This window comes from Alcaligenes sp. 13f (assembly GCF_020496585.1).
In the GTDB taxonomy this organism is placed as follows: Bacteria; Pseudomonadota; Gammaproteobacteria; order Burkholderiales; family Burkholderiaceae_B; genus Alcaligenes; species Alcaligenes phenolicus.
Genome location: NZ_JAHKKC010000031.1, coordinates 18,751 through 38,574 on the forward strand (window position 1 = coordinate 18,751; position 19,824 = coordinate 38,574).

Consider the following 19,824-nt stretch of genomic DNA (forward strand, 5'->3'; position numbering starts at 1 on the left):
CCCTGCAGATCTCAAACGGCTACCGTCTTAGCGTTGCAGCGCCGCCCAGGCTTTTTCCAGACGCTTGACCGAAACCGGCATGGGGGTGCGTAACTCTTGCGCAAACAAGGACACGCGCAGTTCCTCCAGCATCCAGCGAAAATCCCGCAAACCGCTATCGGTCGCACCTTTCAGCGCGGCAACGGCACGCTGGTACTTGGTCAGCAGAACCGACATATCCTGCATCAGGCGTTGATCGCGAGCCGGATCGGCACGCAGCTTGTCCACCCGTGTTTGTACCGCTTTCAAGTAACGCGGCATATGCGCCAACTGCGCGTATTCATTGCTTTCCAGAAACAAGGTCGGCATCAAGGCGTTCAATTGCTGCTGTATGTCTTTCAAAGCCTCGGGGTGGGCCTTGATTTGCGCCAGTTTCTTCTGGGCGGCACTCCATTCAGTCAGAATCTGCCCGGCCAGACGCGCCACTTCCTGGGCCACCAGACCCAGACGGCTGCGGCCCTCCTGCACACGAGCCTCGAACTCGGCCTGGTTCTTGGGCCAGGGCTCCATCATGCAGGACTGCTCCAGGGCCACATCAATGATCTGATCACGCAATTGTTCCTGCGTCCCCAGATTGATGTACAGCATGCTGATACGAGTCAGGTCCGTAATGTTCTTTTCCAGAAAGCGCACCTGCTCGCGCAGGGCCAAACGGAACAAGCGGCGCAAACCCTGACGGTGCTGACGCTGGGCCTGGGCCGGGTCATCGAACACATCCAGATCGCAATGGGTTTTCTTGTCGATCAAGGCCGGGTAGCCAATAAAGCTGCGCCCCTTGCGTTTGATTTCCATCAGCTCGGGCAGTTCACCAAAGCTCCAGCTGGTCAGTTGCTCGTGATCCAGCACTTGCGCTACCTGTTCGTCGCTGGCGGCCATTTGCTGGAAGGAGGCCTGGGCCTGACGGCCATGCTCGGCCTTGAGCTGATCCAGATTGCGCCCGCCCGACAACATGCGGCCATGCTCGTCAATGACCCGGAAGTTCATGAACAAGTGCGTCGCCAGCGTCTCGGGTTTGAAGTCACTGCGCTGCGGCCTTTGCTTGAGCTGAGTCCACATATCCTGCGAAATGGCGTCCAGCAGGCTCATGCCCGGATCGGCTGCTTTTTCAAACCAGCGTTGGTGAAAGGCGGCAGCATAATCGGGCAGCGGCACACAATGGCGGCGGATGCGTTGTGGCAAGGATTTCAGCAAAGCCAGCACTTTTTCTTTCAGCATGCCGGGCACCAGCCACTCGCAACGCGCAGCGTCGATCTGGTTCAAGGCGAACAAGGGAACGCTCAAGGTCACCCCATCGCGCACCGAGCCCGGCTCGAAGTGATAATCCAGCGCCATCTTCACGCCCTGCCATTCAACGGAGCGCGGAAAGACCTCGGTGGTGATGCCGGCTGCGTCGTGCTGCATCAATTCGTCGCGGTTCAGCTCCAGGCCCTTGGCCTCTTCTTTGGACAAGCCCTTGAACCACTTTTCCAATGTGGCGGTCTGGTACACGTCCTTGGGAATGCGCTGATCGTAAAACGCGTAAATCAGTTCTTCGTCCACCAGAATATCGGGACGGCGGGATTGGTGCTCCAAACGCTCTACCGCCTGTATCTGCTGACGGTTATGACGCAGGAAAGGCAGGTTGGAGTCGATCTCGCCTGGCACCAGAGCCTGGCGCAAGAACAACTCGCGTGCCTGCACCGGATCAATGCGGCCAAAGTGAATGCGACGACCACTGTAAATCAGCAAGCCATACAAGGTAGCGCGCTCATTGGCCACTACCTGCCCGGCTTTCTTCTCCCAGCGCGGATCGCCCCAGGTTTTGCGCAGCAAATGAGCACCGACTTTCTCAATCCACTGCGGCTCGATACGCGCCACACAGCGGGCAAAGAGTCGCGTGGTTTCCATCAGCTCGCCCGCCAGAATCCAGCGGCCTGCTTTCTTGACCAGCTTGGAGCCGGGGTGAATCACAAAGCGCAATTCACGCGTGCCTTGATAGACGCCGGTTTCTTCACTCTTGTAGCCAATATTGCCGATCAAGCCCGTCAACAAGGCCAGATGCACCTGCTCATACGTGGCTGCCGAGGGGTTGGCGACCCAGCGCTGCTCCTGTACCAGACTGCGTAATTGAGTATGAACATCCCGCCATTCACGAATACGCAAAGGGGACAACAAAGCCTGTTTGACGCTATTGGCAAACTTGCGCTGCGAGCTTTGCTCCTGCGACAGCTCTTCCAGCCAGTTCCATAGCTTCACATAGGACAGGAACTCGGACTTGTCGTCGTTGAAACGGGCATGGGCCTGATTGGCCGCTTCGCGCTCATGGACAGGACGATCACGCGGATCTTGCACGGACATGGCCGAGGCCACGATCAGCATTTCCGTCAAACAATGATGTTCATGACCGGCCAGAATCATGCGGGCCACACGCGGGTCCACAGGCAGTTTGGCCAGGGAACGGCCTACCTTGGTCAGGCGCTGCTGTTCATCCAGCGCACCCAGCTCTTGCAGAATTTGATACCCATCGGCAATCGCACGGCCAGTGGGCGGCTCCACAAAGGGGAAGGTTTCCACATCGTCCAGATGCAAGGCCTTCATGCGCAAAATCACCGAGGCCAGCGAGGAACGCAGAATCTCGGGATCCGTAAAGGGGGGGCGGCTCTTGAAATCCTGCTCGTCATACAGACGAATACAGATACCGGGGCCAATACGACCGCAACGCCCTGCCCGCTGGCTGGCCGAGGCCTGACTGATCGCTTCAATACGCAGTTGCTCGACCTTGTTGCGCCAGGAATAGCGCTTGATACGCGCCAGACCACTATCGACCACAAAGCGAATGCCGGGCACGGTCAACGAGGTTTCTGCCACATTGGTCGCCAGCACCACACGGCGCGCATTGCCTTTGGGTCGGAAAATACGTTCCTGATCCGCCTGCGACAGACGCGCAAACAAGGGCAGGATCACGGTATTGATGGGCTTTTCTTTTTCCAGCGCCTCGGTGGCTTCGCGGATTTCGCGCTCACCGGGCAGGAACACCAGAATGTCGCCCGTACCATGCCGGGCACATTCCTGCACCGCATCCACAATGCCTTGCATCAGATCCCGCTCCTCCTCGGAGGCGGAACGGCGTTCTTCGGCATCGACCAAAGACGGGTCCAGAATCGGGCGGTACACAATATCGACGGGATACAGACGGCCCGACACTTCAATGACAGGCGCCTTCTTGCCCTTGTGGGCAAAGTGCTGCGCGAAACGCTCGGCATCAATTGTGGCCGAGGTAATAATCAGCTTCAGGTCCGGACGCCGTGGCAGCAACTGCTTTAAAAAGCCCAGCAGGAAGTCAATGTTCAGACTGCGTTCATGGGCCTCGTCAATAATGATGGTGTCATAGCGGCTTAACAGGGGATCGCGCTGGGACTCGGCCAGCAAGATCCCGTCTGTCATCAATTTGATGGCCGAGCGCGGTCCGGTCTTGTCGTTAAAGCGGATTTGGTACCCTACCCAGTCACCAATCTCCGATTGCAGCTCCTGGGCAATACGCTTGGCGACCGACGTGGCGGCCAGACGGCGCGGCTGAGTATGACCAATAATCTTGCCCTGCAGGCCACGGCCCAGCTCCAGACAGATTTTGGGTAATTGAGTGGTTTTGCCCGAGCCGGTTTCACCACACACAATGACCACCTGATGGTCTTTGATCGCCTGCGCAATTTCGGCCCGTCGGGCGCTGACTGGCAGGTCATCAGGATAAGAAATTGTTGGTAAAGAGTGTGGGTTTTCAGTCAATTCGTTGGACTCGTGCATGAAAGGTAGTTTCTGGTACAGACATCATTATAATTTTGGCTTGAAACCATTTGGACGCAAAGATCCCCCGCAATGAACACAGACATCCCCGACTCGTACAACGCCATCGAACCACCTGATGAATCCCAGGCACAATTTGTGCGATGGTTCAGGGAAGTGGCGCCTTATGTGCACGATTTTCGTGGCAAGACGTTCGTGGTGGCCTTTGGGGGCGAGCTCATCAACGATGGACTGCTCTACACCCTGATCCCGGATTTGTCGCTGCTGTCAGCACTGGGCATCAAGCTGGTGCTGGTGCATGGCTCCCGCCCCCAGGTCAATGAGCAACTGCGCCTGAAAGGCGAAACCACGCAATTTGGTCGCGGTACCGAGCCAACCAGTGCGGTCGCTCTGGAATGCGCCAAAGAAGCCGCTGGTGAAATTCGCCTGGACATTGAAGCCGCATTCAGCCAGGGCTTGCCCAACACCCCCATGTCACATGCCCAGATTCGCATCATTTCGGGCAACTTTGTGACCGCGCGTCCGGTGGGCGTGATTGATGGCCTGGACTTCAAGCATTCTGGCGCGGTACGCAAACTGGACGTGGACGCCATGCGGCTGATCATGAGCCAAGGAGCGCTTATTCTACTCTCCCCATTGGGTTTTTCTCCAACTGGCGAGGCCTTTACCCTGGACATGGAAGATCTGGCCACCAGCACGGCCATCGCCCTGCGCGCTGAAAAGCTGATTTTCCTGACCCCGGAGCATATCGGGCACTCCAATAATCTGGATATCGATTCGGAGCTGGCTCGTGCCGATGCCGACTCCCTGCTGGCCTCGGGCAAGCTGGACGAGGACTGCTCCACCTTCCTGCGCTACGCCTCGCAAGCCGTCAAACGCGGTATTGCCCGTGCGCACCTGGTGCCCTACAAGCAGGACGGCAGCATTTTGCTGGAGATCTTCACCCACGATGGGGTGGGCACCATGGTGGTGGAAGACACACTGGACGATTTGCGCCCGGCCAATCTGGACGATGTGGGTGCAATCGTGCAACTGATCGAACCCCTTGAAATTGACGGCACCCTGGTCCCCCGCGGCCGTTCGGTCATCGAGCGCGAGGTGGAGCAGTTCACGGTTCTGGAGCACGACGGCATTATTTACGGCTGTGTGGCATTAATTCCGTACGAAGAAGAAAGCATGGCCGAAATGGCCTGTCTCATCGTGCACCCGGAATGGCAAGGCTCGGGCGAAGGTGAAATTCTCTTGCGCCATACCGAAGCCAAGGCCCGTGCAGCCGGCTTCAAGCGTCTGTTTGTGCTGACCACCCGCACGTCTCACTGGTTTATCAAGCGTGGCTTTGTACAAGGTGGCGTGTCCGATCTGCCCAAGGGCAAGCAGTCGCATTACAACCGTTCGCGCAACAGCATGGTCTTTATTAAAAAGCTGTAAGCCGGTTTGACCCTCCTGCGCCCCTAAGTACAATACGCCCATCCAAGCATTTGATTGAAAAGGAACACATATGGCACGCATGATTCACTGTGTGAAGCTGAAACAGGAAGCCGAGGGCCTGGAGTTTCCCCCCTACCCCGGCGAGCTGGGCACCAAGATCTGGCACTCGATTTCCAAACAAGCCTGGGCCAACTGGATGGACGTGCAAACCCGTCTGGTGAACGAGAACCGCCTGAACCTGGCCGACGCCCGTGCCCGCACGTATTTGAAAGAACAGATGGAGCAATATCTGTTTGAAGACAAGGACGTGGAAGCCGACGGTTTTACCGCCCCTTCCGCTTAAGTCCCGATTCAGGACACGCACCCAAACCCCGGAGCATTACCATCGTGCTCCGGGGTTTCTTTATTTTTGCCCCCGACTCCCCCGCCTTTCCCCGCATTCTTATCAAATAGCCCCACCTTCAGCACGCAGCCAAAACGTAATCAAATGAAACGCTGCGCGACAAGTTAGTTTCAGACTGGTCAAAAATCAAAAGAAGTGGGATTTTTCTACAGTTACCTGAAGCCCTAAGGCACAAAATCACGGCTGGCCTTGATGCGCATACAGTGCCCAAGCCACACCGGCCCATCACGTGTCCATGTCTGAGCAGCCTTGCGCCGAGCCCTGCACAGCACCGCCGCTTACTGCTTTACCCACAGGAAAAGAAGTTCATGTGCCGCCTAGACCTACCCGAGATTGACCAGTACTCCACTCACTTGCGCCTGTGGCTGGTCAACCTGAGCTATTTGGAGGCTTTGTATGGGCCGCAGTTTCATGCTTTTGTGCTGGATACCGTGCAGCAAAGGCTGCTGGACTGTGGGCTGACTGCCAATGAAATCTTTATCCGGGGAGATTTTGTCCTGATTGCCTTGAAGCAGTTGGGCAAGCAACACCGCTTTCAGCGTACCCATCCCAATGCCCTGGCCCAATTGCTGGGTGCGGCACTGGAGTGTGACCCCATCACCCAGGATGAGCACCGCATCTACCTGCACACCCAGATGGCTTACCACTACGATAGCCGTCAGTACGACACGAATCAGCTCCACCCTCCCGCTCCCAACCCCTGCTCTCATAATCACCCAGCCACGCTGGCCGCCTGGCACAAGGTCTGGGCCAAGACGTACCGGGACGATATGAGTCTGGCAGTTCGCATGCTGGATGATTTACAGAATGGGCTGCTGGCCCTGGCCTTTCAGCCCATCTATCACCTGGGTGAAAAACACAAGAACAAGGACTTTTATGAAGAAGCCTTGATTCGTCACTGCGGCACGGCGGATTACTCTTTACCCGAGGCCATCGCCGCTCTGGAGCGGCTAGGTCTGGTGTCCCGGCTGGATCGCAGTGTCTTGGGCAGTGTGGTGGAGCTGCTCAGTACAAAACCCGGTCTTTGTCTGGGAGTGAATATCTCCGCAGGCTCCCTGCAGGACGATTTGTGGTGGCAGGATCTGTTCAGCTATCTGGACAGTCGCCCGGATGTGGCCCAGCGCCTGATTCTGGAGGTGACGGAAACCGGCACCATCGCCCACAAGCCCACGGCGCTGCGCCTGATTGCCCAACTGCAAAACCTGGGGGTACGGATTGCTCTGGACGACACGGGATCGGGCAATAGCACCCTGGCCTTTCTGGTGCAGACCCATGCCGACATTATCAAAATTGACCGCTCGATCTTGCTGCGGGCACGCAGCCCCGGTCAGCCAGCCCATTTGCTGCGCAATCTGGTCAATGTCTGCGCCGATTACAGCCCCTACGTGATCATCGAAGGTGTCGAGGACGAGGCTGATCTGGAGTTTGTGCGCCAGTCCGGTGCGCACGGCGTGCAGGGCTATCTGCTGGCCTTGCCAACGCTGACCCCGTCCTGGTGGAACTCAGCAGTATTGATTACGGTGCAGGATGCGGTACTGCTACGTACCCAGTTCTATCCTGACCAAGCCCCCCAAGGCTACGGCTTTAGTTTTTGAAAAGCAAACAAGCCTTGCATGGTGTCATGCAAGGCTTGCAGCAAGAAGGCCCGGGTCGGAATCAGGCTTTGTCTTCGGATTCCGGTTCTGGCAAGGGTTCACCACGTGCAGTACGCTCGGTGTTTTTCACACCGGTGTGACGCACGTCGTCACCACGCACCATGTAGATCACGCGTTCAGCCATGTTCTTGGCGTGGTCGCCAATACGCTCCAGCGCACGGGCGATAAAGATCAGATCAATGGAGTGCGAAATCGTGCGTGGATCTTCAATCATGTAAGTGATGATGTGACGCAGCGAACCCTTCCACTCACGATCCACTTCCTTGTCGCTACGCACAATCTGTGCTGCGTGTACGGCATCCTGGCGCGCAAAGGCGTCCAGCACATCGTTGATCATGCCAGCGACTGAGGAGCTCATGTGGCGCAGTTCCACCACGGGCTCGTAGCCAGCGGTACCTTCGTGCAGACGGCGAGCCATCTTGGCGATGCGCTCGGCCTCGTCCCCGCAGCGTTCCATATCGGTCAGCATTTTGGAGATGGACAGCAGCATGCGCAAGTCAATGGCGGTGGGTTGATTACGGGCGATCAGATTGGTGATGCGCTCGTCAATCTCCACCTCCAGGCGGTTGATTTCTTTTTCACGCTCGCGAACCTGATCGACCAGCGACATATCCCCGGTTTGCAGGGCTTCGGTCGCACTGCGAACCATAGATTCAACAATACCGCCCATCTGCAAGAACAGCGAACGGGTGGCCTCCAGATCGGAGTGAAACTGCTTATTGGTATGTTCGTTCATAGTGGCCTTCTGTAACAGCAAAATGGCTCGCGCCAGCGCTTAATCCGTGCATAGATTAAGCACCGATTATGACAGAGACATTAAAATTCAGAAACCGTCGCCTGGCAGGGTGCGCACACCCTGTTGACCGGCAATCAAGGCCACGCTGGCTGGGGTAATCGCGAACAGGCCACAGCACACCACACCGGGCATATTGTTGATCTGGGCTTCCAGAGCAGCCGGGTCTGCAATCGACAAACCGGACACGTCCAGAATCAGGCCACCGTTATCGGTGACAAAGCCCGTGCGCTCGACGGGATTACCGCCCAAGGCGCGCAATTGGCGAGCCACGGCATTCTTGGCCATGGGGATGACTTCCACCGGCAAGGGGAACGCACCCAGGCGATCCACCAGTTTGGAATCGTCCACAATGCACAGGAACTTGTCCGAGACCGAAGCCACGATTTTCTCGCGGGTCAAAGCGCCACCGCCGCCCTTGGTCATGTTCAACGCCGCATCGATTTCGTCGGCACCGTCCACATACCAGTCCATGCGTTCGATGGTGTTCAAGTCTTGCACCGCAATACCCAGACTTTGCAGGCGAGCGGTCGAGCGCTCCGAGCTGGAAGCAGCAGCCTTGAAGGCATGTTTGTGTGCCGCCAGAGCATCAATAAACAAATCAACCGTGGAACCCGTACCCACACCCAGAATGGAATCCGGGGTCAGGAAAGGAAGGACGTAATCAACCGCAGCCTGAGCCACCTGTTGTTTGAGTTCGGTCTGTGTGTACATGGCAGATATAAAAATGGGGGGGCTTGGCCCCCCTTGGTTTACTTAAGAAAACGAGCGGCAAATTTGCCTTCGTTGAAACCCACGCTGACCTCGCCCTCGGGCGTAATCAGCAAGGGGCGGCGCACCAGCGCCGGAAATTCAGCAATCAAGGCCAGCCATTGGGCATCGTCCTGCGGCTCTTTACGTTCCGCAGGCAGATTACGCCAGGTCATGGAGGCACGATTGACCAGCTTGGGCCAGCCACCCAGCTCCTGCGCCCATTGTTGCAGGCGGGCCGCTTCCAAGGGATGTTCACGGTAATCCACAAAGTTCAAAGGCAGACCGTTTTGCTCAAACCAGGCAATCGCCTTTTGGCAGGTGCTGCAATTTTTCAAACCATACATCGTGAACACGGCAATACTCCTTATCAATCAGGCGCGACGCTCGCGGCGTACCTGCAAGCGGCTGGCGACTACAACAAAAATACCAATCACCAAAATCAGCAGGGTTGCCAACGCATTGATCTCGGGCTTGAGACCCAAGCGTACGCGCGAAAACACTTCCACCGGCAAGGTGGTAAAGCCCGGACCGGACAGGAAGGAGGCGATCACCACATCGTCCAGCGACAAGGTAAAGGCCAGCAACCAGGCCGCCATCAAGGCAGGCACGATCGAGGGCAGGACCACCTGGAAAAACGCCCTCAAGGGGGTGGCACCCAAATCAAGCGCCGCTTCTTCCTGGGAGCGATCCAGCTCACGCATACGCGATTGCAGAATCACGGTCGCGTACGCGGTGCACAGCACCACGTGACCAATCCAGATAGTGAAGATACCGTTCTGTTCCGGCCAGCCAAACAGGGAGTTCAGCTCCACAAACATCAGCAGCAGGGAAATACCCAGCACCACTTCCGGGATGACCAGCGGTGCACTGACCAGACCGATATACAGAGCAAAGCCCTTGAAGCGTCCCATACGGGCCAGCACATAGGCGGCCCAGGTGCCCAGAATGGTAGCCATGGTCGCGGTCAGCACGGCTATCAGGAAAGACAGCTTGGCAGCACTGAGCAGCGCTTTATCCTGAAACAGGGACTCGTACCAGCGGAAGGAAAAACCCGACCAGGACGTCATGATGGCCGATTCATTAAATGAAAAGACGATCAGGAACAGAATAGGAATGTACAGAAAACCAAAGCCCAGCGTCAGGACGATGGCACGCAGCCAGGGATTAGGCTTGGTCATGAGCGGCCTCCCCGTTGCGCTTCCATCTGTCGCATCTGGCTGTACTGGAAGAAAATCAAGGGAATGATCAAGAGCAGGACCATCACGCAAGTGACGGCGGCAGCCATCGGCCAGTCCGCATTATTGAAGAACTCGGTCCACATGACACGGCCCATCATCAAGGTGTCAGCCCCACCCAGCATTTCCGGAATCACGTACTCACCTACGGCCGGAATAAACACCAGCATGGCACCGGCAATCACGCCGGACATGGACATGGGCAAGGTGATATTCCAGAACGCCGACCAGGGACGTGCGCCCAGATCGTAAGCCGCTTCCAGCAAGCGCATATCCAGCTTTACCAGATTCGCATACAAAGGGAGGATGAAAAATGGCAGATAGGCATAGATCAAACCGATATAGACGGCCAGATCGGTGCGGTAGATTTCCAGCGGCGCATCAATAATACCTATCCACAGCAAGACCTGATTGAGCAGGCCATCGCCACGCAAAATGCCTACCCAGGCGTAGACACGCAGCAGCATGGAGGTCCAGAAAGGCAGAATCACCGCCAGCAACAACAGACTACGCACGGCGGGTGAAGAGCGCGCAATGTAGTAAGCCACCGGGTAGCCGATCAAGATACAAAAGATCGTGGTGACGGCAGCCATCTTCAAGGAGCTGACGTAGGTGGCCAAATACAGATTGTCGCTGAACAGCAGGACATAGCCGCGCAGGTTCAGTACAAAGGAAATGCTTTCCTCGGCAAACTGGGCCAAGGGCGTATACGGCGGCACCCCGAAATCAAGATCGGCAAAACTGATCTTGAGCACGAGCAAAAATGGCACCAGCAGAAACAGGATCATCCACAGGAATGTGGGTGCGACCACCAGCGTGCGACTGGTAGGCAGCAGTTTGCGCCAGGACAGGTTCTTCATGTGCTCAGTACCGTTGCGCTATCGTCGGACCAGGACACGTAGACCTCTTCGTCCACGCCGGGAGCATCTGGCTGGGCCAAGGTGCCACTGGGCATTTGCGCTTCGATCAGCATGCCGGCGTCCAGACGAATCTGGTAGCGGGTGTAGCTCCCCATCCAGGACACGTGGGTCACAATGCCGTGGCCCCAGTTGGTGTCCTCGGAAGGCAACTCACGACTCACCTTGATCTGCTCGGGACGAATGGACACATACACGTCCATGCCCAGCGGTTCGCTGATCCCGTGGCTGACATACAAGGGGCGGTTTAACTCCTCGCACTCGATATGAACGTGGTCCGGTTCGTCCACCGTCACTACGCCGGTGAACAAATTGGTGGAACCGATAAAGCCCGCCACAAAGCGCGAGTTCGGGAAGGAGTACACATCGTAAGGCGTACCGGACTGGATGATCTGCCCATCGGACATTACCGCCAGTCGGCTGGCCATGGTCATGGCCTCTTCCTGGTCGTGAGTCACCATAATGCAGGTCACTCCCACACGCTCCAGAATCTTGACCAGCTCAATCTGGGTTTTCTGACGAATCTGCTTGTCCAATGCGGACATGGGTTCGTCCAGCAAGAGCAGCTTGGGACGCTTGACCAGGCTACGCGCCAAAGCGACACGCTGTTGCTGCCCGCCTGACAACTGATTGGGTTTGCGGCGTGAAAAACCCGCCATCTGCACCAGATCCAGGGCTTCAAATACGCGTTCGTGGATTTCGTTGCGGGGCACGCCTTCCTGCTTCAAGCCAAAAGCCACATTGGCCTCAACCGACATGTGCGGAAACAGCGCGTAGGACTGGAACATCATATTGACCGGCCGCCGGTAAGGCGGCAGGTCGGTAATATCCTCGTTGTCCAGATAAATCCGACCGGAAGTCGGCTCCTCGAAACCTGCCAGCATACGCAGCAAGGTGGATTTGCCACTGCCTGAACTACCCAGCAGCGCAAAAATTTCGTGACGGGCGACGTCCAGACTTACAGACTGGACGGCCACCGTATCACCAAAAATCTTGACGACTTCGTCCACACGCACGAAAGCATCCTCGCCATCCATCCAGGGCGAGGTTCCGGTACGGATATCTTGCATGATGCCTTAACGTCCAGACTTGAGTTCAGCCCACAGGCGCGTTTGCAGACGCTGCACCTTCAGTGGCTGTGGTTTGATGACGAACAAAGTCTTGGAGACTTCGGGCGAAGGGTAAATCATGGGGTTGTCAGCTACTTCCTTGACCACGAACTCGCGCGCATCTTTATTGGCGTTCGGGTAGAACATGGTGTTGGTAATGGCGGCATGGACTTCCGGCGTTTCAATGTAGTTGATGAAGGCGTGAGCCTCTTTCACATTGTTCGCGCTCTTGGGAATGGCCATGGTGTCAAACCAGACCGGCGCCCCGCCTTGCGGAATGTAGTAGTCGATGGCGTACGGCTTTTTAGCCTGGCGCGCACGATCAGCGGAGATCATCACGTCGCCGGAGAAACCGTAGACCATGCACAGATCGCCCGCAGCCAGCTCATCGATATAGCCCGAGGAGCTGAACTGACGCACGTAAGGACGGATTTGCTTGAGCAAGTCCAGGGCTTCGCGGTAATCGGCTTCATTGCTGCTGTTGGGGTCTTTGCCAATGTAGTGCAGCACGGCCGGGAACACCTGGGCGGCTTCGTCCAGAATGGAAATGCCACAGCCTTTCAGCTTCTCGGCATTTTCAGGCTTGAACAGCATGTCCCAGTTGCCCAGGTCCACCTGCTCGCCCATGATCTCCTTGACCTTGGTGACGTTGTAGCCCAGGCCATTGGTGCCGTAGCCCCAGGGAATCAGGTATTCATTGCCGGGGTCCACATCGGAGAGCAGCGCCATGATGTCCGGGTCCAGATGGGACCAGTTGGGAATCTGATTTTTATCCAGCTTCTGGAACAAACCGCCTTCGATCTGACGCGCTGCGTAATGCGTGGAGGGAACCACCACGTCGTACCCCGACTTGCCCGTCAACAACTTGGCTTGCAAGGTGTCGTTATTATCGTAAACGTCATAACGCACGGTAATGCCCGTGGCTTTCTGAAAGCCGGACAAGGTATCGGGGGCCGTATATTCAGCCCAGTTATAGACGTTAACAACCTGATTTTGTGCCTGTGCAACAGGCATGATGGCAGCAGCGGCCAGCAGGCCGGCGAGTACCTGTGGTGTGTTCATCCCAAAAGACATCACGAGTCCCCTTCCTATCGAAAGCGAAAAACCCAAAAGGCGAGATGATAAAGCTTTTTTAAAGCCCGTAGTCGTAATTAACGCTGCGTTTGGTGACGGTAAGCAGAAAACATCTGCTGCCACCACTGATCGCCACGCGGCCCACACACTTTGAGCAAAGATCGTCTCAGGCGTTGCACATTACCCAGCGCCTGGGCGGGGCTGACGGGCCCCTGTCGTGCACGGTCAAAATCGATCAGCCAGACTTTGTCATTCGCATCCAGCAAAATATTGTAGGCGTTAAGGTCAGCGTGCCAAACCTCGAATTGGTGCATGCGGACAATCTCGTGTGCCACCGCTTCGGGGGAGGCACGGTCCAGGCACAGAGTCAAAGGCTGCACATCGGGCACACGCTGGCTTATCAGGGCCGCATGGTACCAAAAACCCTGTTGCCACCATGCGCCCGCCAGCACTTTGGGGACGGCCAAGCCCTTGTTGTGCAAATAAGACATCACCTGAAATTCTCGCCAGCTGCGAGTCCGCGATGCCCCTTGCCACAAGTAGGAAGACTCATTGAAGCGAGCCACCAGGCCACCACGGCGGTAGTGACGCAGCACCGCCTGACCAAAGGGCCCGTTCACAAACCAGGCGGCCTGACGACCACCCTGTCCCACCTTGCTGGCCTGGTCGCCATACGAGGTGGCCTCGAACCAGCGCTGCAAGGCCTCAGGCTCCAGATCCAGCTGATTGGCCAGCTCCGGTGCCAACAAGGCACCGCCGCCGGGCAAAGAATAGACAGTTTCGGATTGGGTGCTCACAGCAGCTCCTCAGGCACGAACCAGCAACAGGGCCATGATCAATACCAGCATGCAGGCAAAAATAAACTTCAGGCGATTCTCAGGCAGACGGTAGGCCAGACGCACACCAAACGGCACCAGCAGCAGGCTGCCTATCGCCATCGGTATGCCGACCTGCCAGGTAGCCTGACCATGAAACGCGTACGTCGCCAAGGCGACCAACGTGCCGGGAATAATCATGGACAGGGCCAAGCCTTGCGCACCGGTCTGGCTATAACCCATACGGCTGGTCAGGAACGGCACCACCAGCACCGCACCGCCCACACCAAACACGCCTCCGGCCAAGCCCGCCATCATGCCTACCGCGATATACCACAGCTGGCCAAACGACTCCGGGTCCGGACGCGGCTTGTCACTGCGACGACGCCGCCGGGAAAAACCCAGACTCTGGTCGAAATAATACAGGGCAATGGCCATCACAAATACCGAGTAAATGCGACGCAGCAAGATCGCATCCATGCCCAGAGCCAGACGTGCGCCCAGCCAGGTAAAGATGATGGAGGAGATCGCCCCCAATGCTGCCCGACGAAAATCAATGTGGTTGCGACGATGGTACTGGCGCACGGTCAGCAGCACCGCAGGCACCACCATGATCAGGGCCGTACCTTGAGCGGTTTGCTGGTCCATACCCAGAATCAGGCCCAGCAATGGAATAGCCAGCAAGCCGCCACCGATCCCCAGGACCCCGCCGGTATAGCCAATAAGCGCGCCTCCCAGCAAGCAGGCCAGGATCAATTCAATACTTATCATGGCGGTTACAGATTACGCAGACGGTCGACAGCGTCTTCCACCCGGTCTACCGCCCAGATTTCCAGGCCTTCGATCGCCTGACGCGGGGCGTTGCTCTTGGGAATCAAGGCAATGCTGAAGCCCAACTTGGCCGCTTCGCGCAAACGCTCCTGCCCACGCGGGGCCGGACGAATTTCACCGGCCAGGCCGATTTCCCCAAACACGACCAGGCCACGTGGCAAGGGGCGGTTATTCAGGGAGGACAAAATAGCCAGCAACACCGCCAAGTCAGCGGCTGGCTCGGTAATCTTGACGCCCCCTACAGCGTTCACGAACACGTCCTGATCGTAAGTGACCACGCCAGCATGACGATGCATCACCGCCAGCAGCATGGCCAGACGGGAGCTTTCCAGCCCCACAGACAGGCGACGCGGATTGGGTACATGGGCCGAGTCCACCAAAGCCTGAATTTCCACCAGCAAAGGCCGTGTGCCTTCCTGGGTGGCCATGACGCAGGAACCGGCTACTGACTGGGAATGCTGGGACAAGAACAGGGCCGAAGGATTGCTGACTCCTTTCAAGCCTTTTTCCGTCATAGCAAACACGCCCAATTCATTTACCGCGCCAAAGCGGTTCTTGAACGCGCGCACCATGCGGAAGGAGGAATGGGTATCCCCCTCGAAATACAGCACCGTATCCACAATGTGCTCCAGCACACGCGGACCAGCCAAGGTCCCGTCTTTGGTGACGTGACCGATAAAAATCATGGAAGTACCGCTTTGCTTGGCCAGACGGGTGAGCTGCGCCGCACATTCACGCACCTGCGATACCGAGCCTGGGGCCGCACTGAGCTGATCGGAATACAGGGTTTGAATCGAGTCGATCACCACCACGCTAGGCTGGTGCGACTGCAAGGCCTGGCTGATGGATTCCAGACGAATTTCAGCCAGCAGATCCACACCCTCGGTAGGCACGCCCAAACGGCGAGCACGCAAGGCGACCTGCTCGGCGGATTCCTCGCCCGTCACATACAGAACTTTGGTTTGCTGGGCCAAGGCTGCCATGGCTTGCAGCAGCAGCGTGGATTTACCGACACCGGGATCGCCCCCGATCAGGATCACGCCGCCTTCCACCAGGCCACCGCCCAGGACACGATCGAACTCGCCTATGCCTGTGGGCACACGCGGCAGTTCCCGTGCCTGCACATCGGAAAGACTTTGGACCGGGCTGGAGCCAGCCAGGGAAGCAAAACGATGCGCACTGGCCGCAGCCGGTGTCTCTACCGTTTCCTGCAAGCTGTTCCAAGCCCCGCAGGCCGGGCATTTGCCTGCCCACTTGGGTGTATCTGCCCCGCACTCCGTGCAAACAAATACAACTTTGGCCTTGCGGGCCGCACGAGTACTGGTGGCCATAGAAATTCCTTAACGTCCGGCCAAGCTGCCACCGCCATCCACGCCCAGGTTCTGGCCGGTGATATAAGCGGCTTCATCGCTTAGCAAGAAGGTAACCGCAGCAGCCACTTCGGCCGCCTGCCCAAAACGTCCCAAAGGAATGGAGGACAGGCTGCGCTGTTCGGCTTCGCTGCCGACGGGATGATTGGCACGGAACAATTCGGTTTCGATCGGACCAGGAGAGACCGCATTGACGGTAATGCCGTAAGGAGCCAATTCCAAGGCCCAGGTGCGGGTACAACCCAGCAAGGCACTTTTGGCCGCGGCATAGCTGGTGCGATCGGAACCGCCGTGCACAACACGACTGCAAATATTGACGATGCGGCCTTCCTTGCGCGCTTTCATCGAAGGGATGAAAGCCTGGGCCACTTGCACCGCCACACGTACATTCAGGTCAAACACCTGATAAAGATTGCCCAGGTCCACCTGACCAATCGGTTCGGGCGCGACCATACCTACGTTGTTCACTACCGCATCAACGGGATATTTTTCGCGGATAACGCGCAGCATTTCCTCGGTTTCGCCTGCATTGCTCAAATCGCAGGAGTACAGATATCCGGGGAAATCAATGCTTTCGGTGTGGCGGGCCAGACCCACAACGTGGGCCCCGGCATCAGCCAGCCTTTGGCTGATTGCCCAGCCGATTCCTTTGGTAGCGCCGGTAACGAGTACACATTTATTTTTCATGGCTATGCCTTGTTGGTGTTAATCCTGGATGACGCGCGGCACGCGTGGGGCGACCGCGCAAATCAATTCGTAGCCCAGGGTTCCGGCTGCCGCAGCAACCTCATCCACACTGGGCCCGCCTTGACCGAACAACACCGCCTGACTGCCTACACCGGCGGCGGGCACCGGGGTCAGGTCGACTGCCAGCATGTCCATGGACACACGACCGAGCAAACGAGTGCGCACACCGTTCACAGTAATCGGGGTGCCAGTTCCCGCGTGACGCGGGTAACCATCGGCATAGCCACAAGCCACCACGCCAATACGCATGGCCTGCTCGGCAATGTACGTATGGCCGTAGCCAATGCCCTCGCCCTGCTTGACGCCGCGCACGCTGATCAGCTCTGCGGCCAGAGTCATACCAGGCTGCAGGCCGAAGTCCTCGGCGCTGATGTCCGCAAAAGGAGAGCTGCCGTACAGACAAATACCGGGCCGTACCCAGTGATCCGGACCGGAGGGCATGTATGCACCCAGGTCAGGGCTTAGTGTTGCCGCTGAATTACACACACTGACCGGGCCCGGCAAGCCGTCGGTGATCCGGTTAAAGCAGCGAATCTGCTCCAGCGTGGCGTCGATATTGTCGTCAGCGCGCGCAAAGTGCGTCATGCGCCCCACGGTTCCCAGCTTGCCTGCCTTTTGCAGACGCTGAGCGCGCTCGAAGGCGGCGGGGTAATCGTCCACGCTGAAACCCAGACGGTTCATGCCGCTATTGAGCTTGACCATGGCATTCAAGGCCACCCCGCCCTTCCACTGCTCCAGCATCTTGAGCTGCTCGTGGCAATGAATGACAGTGGTCAGGCCAAACTCGGCCAGCACATCCAGATCTTCAGGCTGGAAAAAACCTTCCAGCAACATGATGGGGCCGGTCCAACCGGCAGCCCGACAACGTATGGCTTCTTTCAGGTCCAGCATCGCCATGCCTTCGGCGGCACTGAATGCCCGCACTGCATTTTCGATGTCATGACCGTAAGCATTGGCCTTCATGACGGCCCAGATATGGGGCCGTTTTACGCCGGATGGAGCCGTGGCGTTATTCAGGCTCTGAATAACCATATCGAGATTGTGACGCAGTGACGCAATATGAATGGTGGCCGAGATAGGACGTGGCATGGTTCTCCCCGAAGCAATACGAAAGTCTAAACCAGCCCTAGTGGAAACGAAAGCCGTATACTGGCGGACTATGTCTATCGAGCACTATGAAAACTTCCCTGTCGCCTCTGTGCTGCTACCTCGTCGGCTACGCCGACCGGTCACCGATATTTATCGTTTTGCCCGCAGCGCCGACGACATTGCTGATGAAGGCGATTTAAGCGCTGCCGAGCGCCTGGAACTGCTGGCGCAGTTCGAAGCCGGAATAGAACAACTGCAGTATCACCAGCCCGTCCTGGCCGATACCCCGCACAGTGAAATTTTTGTCCCTCTGGCCAGCAGCACCCGTAACTTCCAGTTGCCGCTCAAGCCTTTTCTGGACCTGCTGTCTGCGTTTCGCCAGGATGTCACCACTCATCGCTACAGCGATATGGCCCAGGTGCTGGATTACTGTACCCGCTCGGCCAATCCGGTCGGCCGTTTGATGCTGCATCTGTATCAAGCCCACAGCCCGGAGCTGATCGAGATGGCCGACTCCACCTGTACCGGGCTGCAACTGGTTAATTTCTGGCAGGACGTGGCACTGGACTGGCACAAGAACCGTGTCTATATCCCGCAAGACCTGCTGGCCCAATATGATCTGGATGATGATTACATCCAGGCCCGTACCCAGCTGCTGCGTCAGCCCGAGGCCGATGCCCGCTGGCAGGAAATGATGCAGTTGCTGGTTACCGATGCCCGTCAACGCCTGCAAGCCGGGCTGCTGCTGTCCAGCTATCTGTCCGGGCGCATCAGCCTGGAACTGAAAATGATGGTATTGGGCGGCCTGCGTATTCTGGAACGCCTGGAAGCGGTAAAGTTTGATGTCTTCAGCCATCGTCCCACCCTGTCCCGCCTGGACTGGCTACGCCTGATTACCCGCGGCTTGAGCCGTACCCCTTACCGACCCTGAACGTCCATGAGCCCAGACGAGTATTGTCAGAACAAGGCAGCCCAAAGCGGCTCCAGTTTTTACTACGCCTTTTTGTTTCTGCCGCCTGAACGCCGCCGTGCCATCACGGCGCTGTACGCGTTTTGCCGCGAGGTGGACGACGTGGTGGACGAGGTTCACGAGGAATCGGTTGCCCGCATGAAGCTGGTCTGGTGGCGCACGCAAGTGGCCGATCTGTACGAAGGCCGTGCCCATCACCCGGTCATGCAGGCTCTGGCGCCCCATATCAAAGCGTTCGACCTGCCTCAGGACGAACTGCTGGCCGTGATTGACGGCATGGAAATGGATCTGGACCAGGTGCGCTACCAAAGCTGGAGCGAGCTGGAACGCTACTGTTGGCACGCCGCCAGCGTGGTGGGACTGCTGTCGGCGCGTATTTTTGGCCAAACCCAGGAACAGACCAGCGATTATGCCCAAAAACTGGGCCTGGCTTTTCAGTTGACTAATATCATCCGTGATGTGGGCGATGACGCTCGTCGTGGCCGCATCTACCTGCCCCAGGAAGATCTGGACAAGTTCGGCGTGTCACCTCACGAGATCCTGGATCAGCAGCATTCGGAGCGCTTCGAGGCTCTGATGGCCTTTCAAACCGAACGCGCTCAGGACTTGTACCGCCAGGCCATGCGCGCCCTGCCCGCTGTGGATCGCCGGGCACAACGCCCAGGCCTGTTGATGGCCGCCATCTACCATGCCCTGCTGGTGGAAATTGCCAATGATCGTTGGCATGTACTGGAACAACGCATTTCGCTGACACCCATTCGCAAATTCTGGTTGGCCTGGAAAACCTGGGTATCGGGCGGCCGCAGCTTGCAACGC

At 57.5% G+C, this 19,824-nt stretch carries 18 protein-coding genes; 5 read left to right on the forward strand and 13 right to left on the reverse strand.

Annotated elements, in window-relative coordinates; translation table 11 throughout:
• Positions 1 to 27: 27 nt before the first annotated feature.
• Positions 28 to 3,819 (reverse strand): ATP-dependent RNA helicase HrpA, encoded by a 3,792-nt coding sequence (gene hrpA, locus KOE80_RS18360; protein WP_226349687.1) that lies wholly within the window; start codon positions 3,817 to 3,819, stop codon positions 28 to 30.
• 72 nt (positions 3,820 to 3,891) lie between these two features.
• Between hrpA and argA the strand changes: the two genes are divergently transcribed.
• The 3 genes from argA to KOE80_RS18375 all read left to right on the forward strand — a co-directional run bounded on the left by argA (position 3,892) and on the right by KOE80_RS18375 (position 7,245).
• On the forward strand, positions 3,892 to 5,247 hold the full coding sequence (argA, locus tag KOE80_RS18365) for an amino-acid N-acetyltransferase (RefSeq protein WP_009461662.1): 1,356 nt from the start codon (positions 3,892 to 3,894) through the stop codon (positions 5,245 to 5,247).
• A 70-nt stretch (positions 5,248 to 5,317) separates the two neighbouring features.
• A complete protein-coding gene (locus KOE80_RS18370; RefSeq protein WP_009461661.1) occupies positions 5,318 to 5,590 on the forward strand; it encodes an oxidative damage protection protein in 273 nt (90 codons plus the stop codon).
• Positions 5,591 to 5,958: 368 nt separating this feature from the next.
• Complete coding sequence (locus KOE80_RS18375; protein WP_060185760.1) at positions 5,959 to 7,245, forward strand: EAL domain-containing protein; 1,287 nt, start codon at positions 5,959 to 5,961, stop codon at positions 7,243 to 7,245.
• Between the two features lie 61 nt (positions 7,246 to 7,306).
• Here KOE80_RS18375 and phoU read toward each other — a convergent pair whose 3' ends face one another.
• From phoU to alr, 12 genes are all read right to left on the reverse strand, one after another.
• Positions 7,307 to 8,041 (reverse strand): phosphate signaling complex protein PhoU, encoded by a 735-nt coding sequence (gene phoU, locus KOE80_RS18380; protein ID WP_009461659.1) that lies wholly within the window; start codon positions 8,039 to 8,041, stop codon positions 7,307 to 7,309.
• Positions 8,042 to 8,128: 87 nt separating this feature from the next.
• Positions 8,129 to 8,812 (reverse strand): ribose-5-phosphate isomerase RpiA, encoded by a 684-nt coding sequence (rpiA, locus tag KOE80_RS18385; RefSeq protein WP_009461658.1) that lies wholly within the window; start codon positions 8,810 to 8,812, stop codon positions 8,129 to 8,131.
• A gap of 38 nt (positions 8,813 to 8,850) precedes the next feature.
• The gene (locus KOE80_RS18390; RefSeq protein ID WP_009461656.1) at positions 8,851 to 9,195 is read right to left on the reverse strand and encodes a Spx/MgsR family RNA polymerase-binding regulatory protein; all 345 of its coding nucleotides are present in this window, start codon (positions 9,193 to 9,195) and stop codon (positions 8,851 to 8,853) included.
• A gap of 27 nt (positions 9,196 to 9,222) precedes the next feature.
• Complete coding sequence (locus KOE80_RS18395; RefSeq protein WP_009461654.1) at positions 9,223 to 10,029, reverse strand: ABC transporter permease subunit; 807 nt, start codon at positions 10,027 to 10,029, stop codon at positions 9,223 to 9,225.
• Positions 10,026 to 10,946, reverse strand: coding sequence for an ABC transporter permease subunit (locus KOE80_RS18400; protein ID WP_060185759.1), 921 nt, complete (start codon positions 10,944 to 10,946; stop codon positions 10,026 to 10,028). Before KOE80_RS18400 ends, KOE80_RS18395 begins: the two co-directional genes overlap by 4 nt.
• A complete protein-coding gene (locus KOE80_RS18405; protein ID WP_009461650.1) occupies positions 10,943 to 12,073 on the reverse strand; it encodes an ABC transporter ATP-binding protein in 1,131 nt (376 codons plus the stop codon). The genes KOE80_RS18400 and KOE80_RS18405 overlap by 4 nt, the downstream gene beginning before the upstream one ends.
• 6 nt (positions 12,074 to 12,079) lie before the next feature.
• A complete protein-coding gene (locus tag KOE80_RS18410; RefSeq protein ID WP_226349688.1) occupies positions 12,080 to 13,186 on the reverse strand; it encodes a polyamine ABC transporter substrate-binding protein in 1,107 nt (368 codons plus the stop codon).
• Positions 13,187 to 13,263: 77 nt separating this feature from the next.
• On the reverse strand, positions 13,264 to 13,983 hold the full coding sequence (locus KOE80_RS18415) for a 3-deoxy-D-manno-octulosonic acid kinase (RefSeq protein ID WP_088450761.1): 720 nt from the start codon (positions 13,981 to 13,983) through the stop codon (positions 13,264 to 13,266).
• Between the two features lie 9 nt (positions 13,984 to 13,992).
• A complete protein-coding gene (locus tag KOE80_RS18420; protein ID WP_009461644.1) occupies positions 13,993 to 14,772 on the reverse strand; it encodes a sulfite exporter TauE/SafE family protein in 780 nt (259 codons plus the stop codon).
• Positions 14,773 to 14,777: 5 nt separating this feature from the next.
• Positions 14,778 to 16,163, reverse strand: coding sequence for a DNA repair protein RadA (gene radA / locus KOE80_RS18425; RefSeq protein ID WP_009461642.1), 1,386 nt, complete (start codon positions 16,161 to 16,163; stop codon positions 14,778 to 14,780).
• 9 nt (positions 16,164 to 16,172) lie between these two features.
• Entirely contained in the window at positions 16,173 to 16,889 is a 717-nt protein-coding gene (locus tag KOE80_RS18430; protein ID WP_009461640.1) for an SDR family oxidoreductase, read from the reverse strand.
• A gap of 18 nt (positions 16,890 to 16,907) precedes the next feature.
• Positions 16,908 to 18,038 carry an alanine racemase gene (gene alr / locus KOE80_RS18435; RefSeq protein ID WP_009461638.1) on the reverse strand — a complete coding sequence of 377 codons (1,131 nt, stop codon included), beginning with the start codon at positions 18,036 to 18,038 and terminating at the stop codon, positions 16,908 to 16,910.
• A 70-nt stretch (positions 18,039 to 18,108) separates the two neighbouring features.
• Here alr and hpnC point away from each other — a divergent pair, with 70 nt between their 5' ends.
• Positions 18,109 to 18,969 (forward strand): squalene synthase HpnC, encoded by an 861-nt coding sequence (gene hpnC / locus KOE80_RS18440; RefSeq protein WP_115634066.1) that lies wholly within the window; start codon positions 18,109 to 18,111, stop codon positions 18,967 to 18,969.
• A 6-nt stretch (positions 18,970 to 18,975) separates the two neighbouring features.
• A partial coding sequence (gene hpnD, locus KOE80_RS18445; RefSeq protein ID WP_226349689.1) for a presqualene diphosphate synthase HpnD occupies positions 18,976 to 19,824 on the forward strand: 849 nt, incomplete at its 3' end.

Coding starts and splice junctions, on each gene's coding strand:
- KOE80_RS18410 (WP_226349688.1), bottom strand. CDS start 13,186: ATGTCTTTTGGGATGAACACACCACAGGTACTCGCCGGCCTGCTGGCC.
- KOE80_RS18370 (WP_009461661.1), top strand. CDS start 5,318: ATGGCACGCATGATTCACTGTGTGAAGCTGAAACAGGAAGCCGAGGGC.
- KOE80_RS18420 (WP_009461644.1), bottom strand. CDS start 14,772: ATGATAAGTATTGAATTGATCCTGGCCTGCTTGCTGGGAGGCGCGCTT.
- KOE80_RS18395 (WP_009461654.1), bottom strand. CDS start 10,029: ATGACCAAGCCTAATCCCTGGCTGCGTGCCATCGTCCTGACGCTGGGC.
- argA (WP_009461662.1), top strand. CDS start 3,892: ATGAACACAGACATCCCCGACTCGTACAACGCCATCGAACCACCTGAT.
- KOE80_RS18405 (WP_009461650.1), bottom strand. CDS start 12,073: ATGCAAGATATCCGTACCGGAACCTCGCCCTGGATGGATGGCGAGGAT.
- alr (WP_009461638.1), bottom strand. CDS start 18,038: ATGCCACGTCCTATCTCGGCCACCATTCATATTGCGTCACTGCGTCAC.
- phoU (WP_009461659.1), bottom strand. CDS start 8,041: ATGAACGAACATACCAATAAGCAGTTTCACTCCGATCTGGAGGCCACC.
- KOE80_RS18430 (WP_009461640.1), bottom strand. CDS start 16,889: ATGAAAAATAAATGTGTACTCGTTACCGGCGCTACCAAAGGAATCGGC.
- hrpA (WP_226349687.1), bottom strand. CDS start 3,819: ATGCACGAGTCCAACGAATTGACTGAAAACCCACACTCTTTACCAACA.
- hpnC (WP_115634066.1), top strand. CDS start 18,109: ATGTCTATCGAGCACTATGAAAACTTCCCTGTCGCCTCTGTGCTGCTA.
- KOE80_RS18375 (WP_060185760.1), top strand. CDS start 5,959: ATGTGCCGCCTAGACCTACCCGAGATTGACCAGTACTCCACTCACTTG.
- KOE80_RS18400 (WP_060185759.1), bottom strand. CDS start 10,946: ATGAAGAACCTGTCCTGGCGCAAACTGCTGCCTACCAGTCGCACGCTG.
- rpiA (WP_009461658.1), bottom strand. CDS start 8,812: ATGTACACACAGACCGAACTCAAACAACAGGTGGCTCAGGCTGCGGTT.
- KOE80_RS18390 (WP_009461656.1), bottom strand. CDS start 9,195: ATGTATGGTTTGAAAAATTGCAGCACCTGCCAAAAGGCGATTGCCTGG.
- radA (WP_009461642.1), bottom strand. CDS start 16,163: ATGGCCACCAGTACTCGTGCGGCCCGCAAGGCCAAAGTTGTATTTGTT.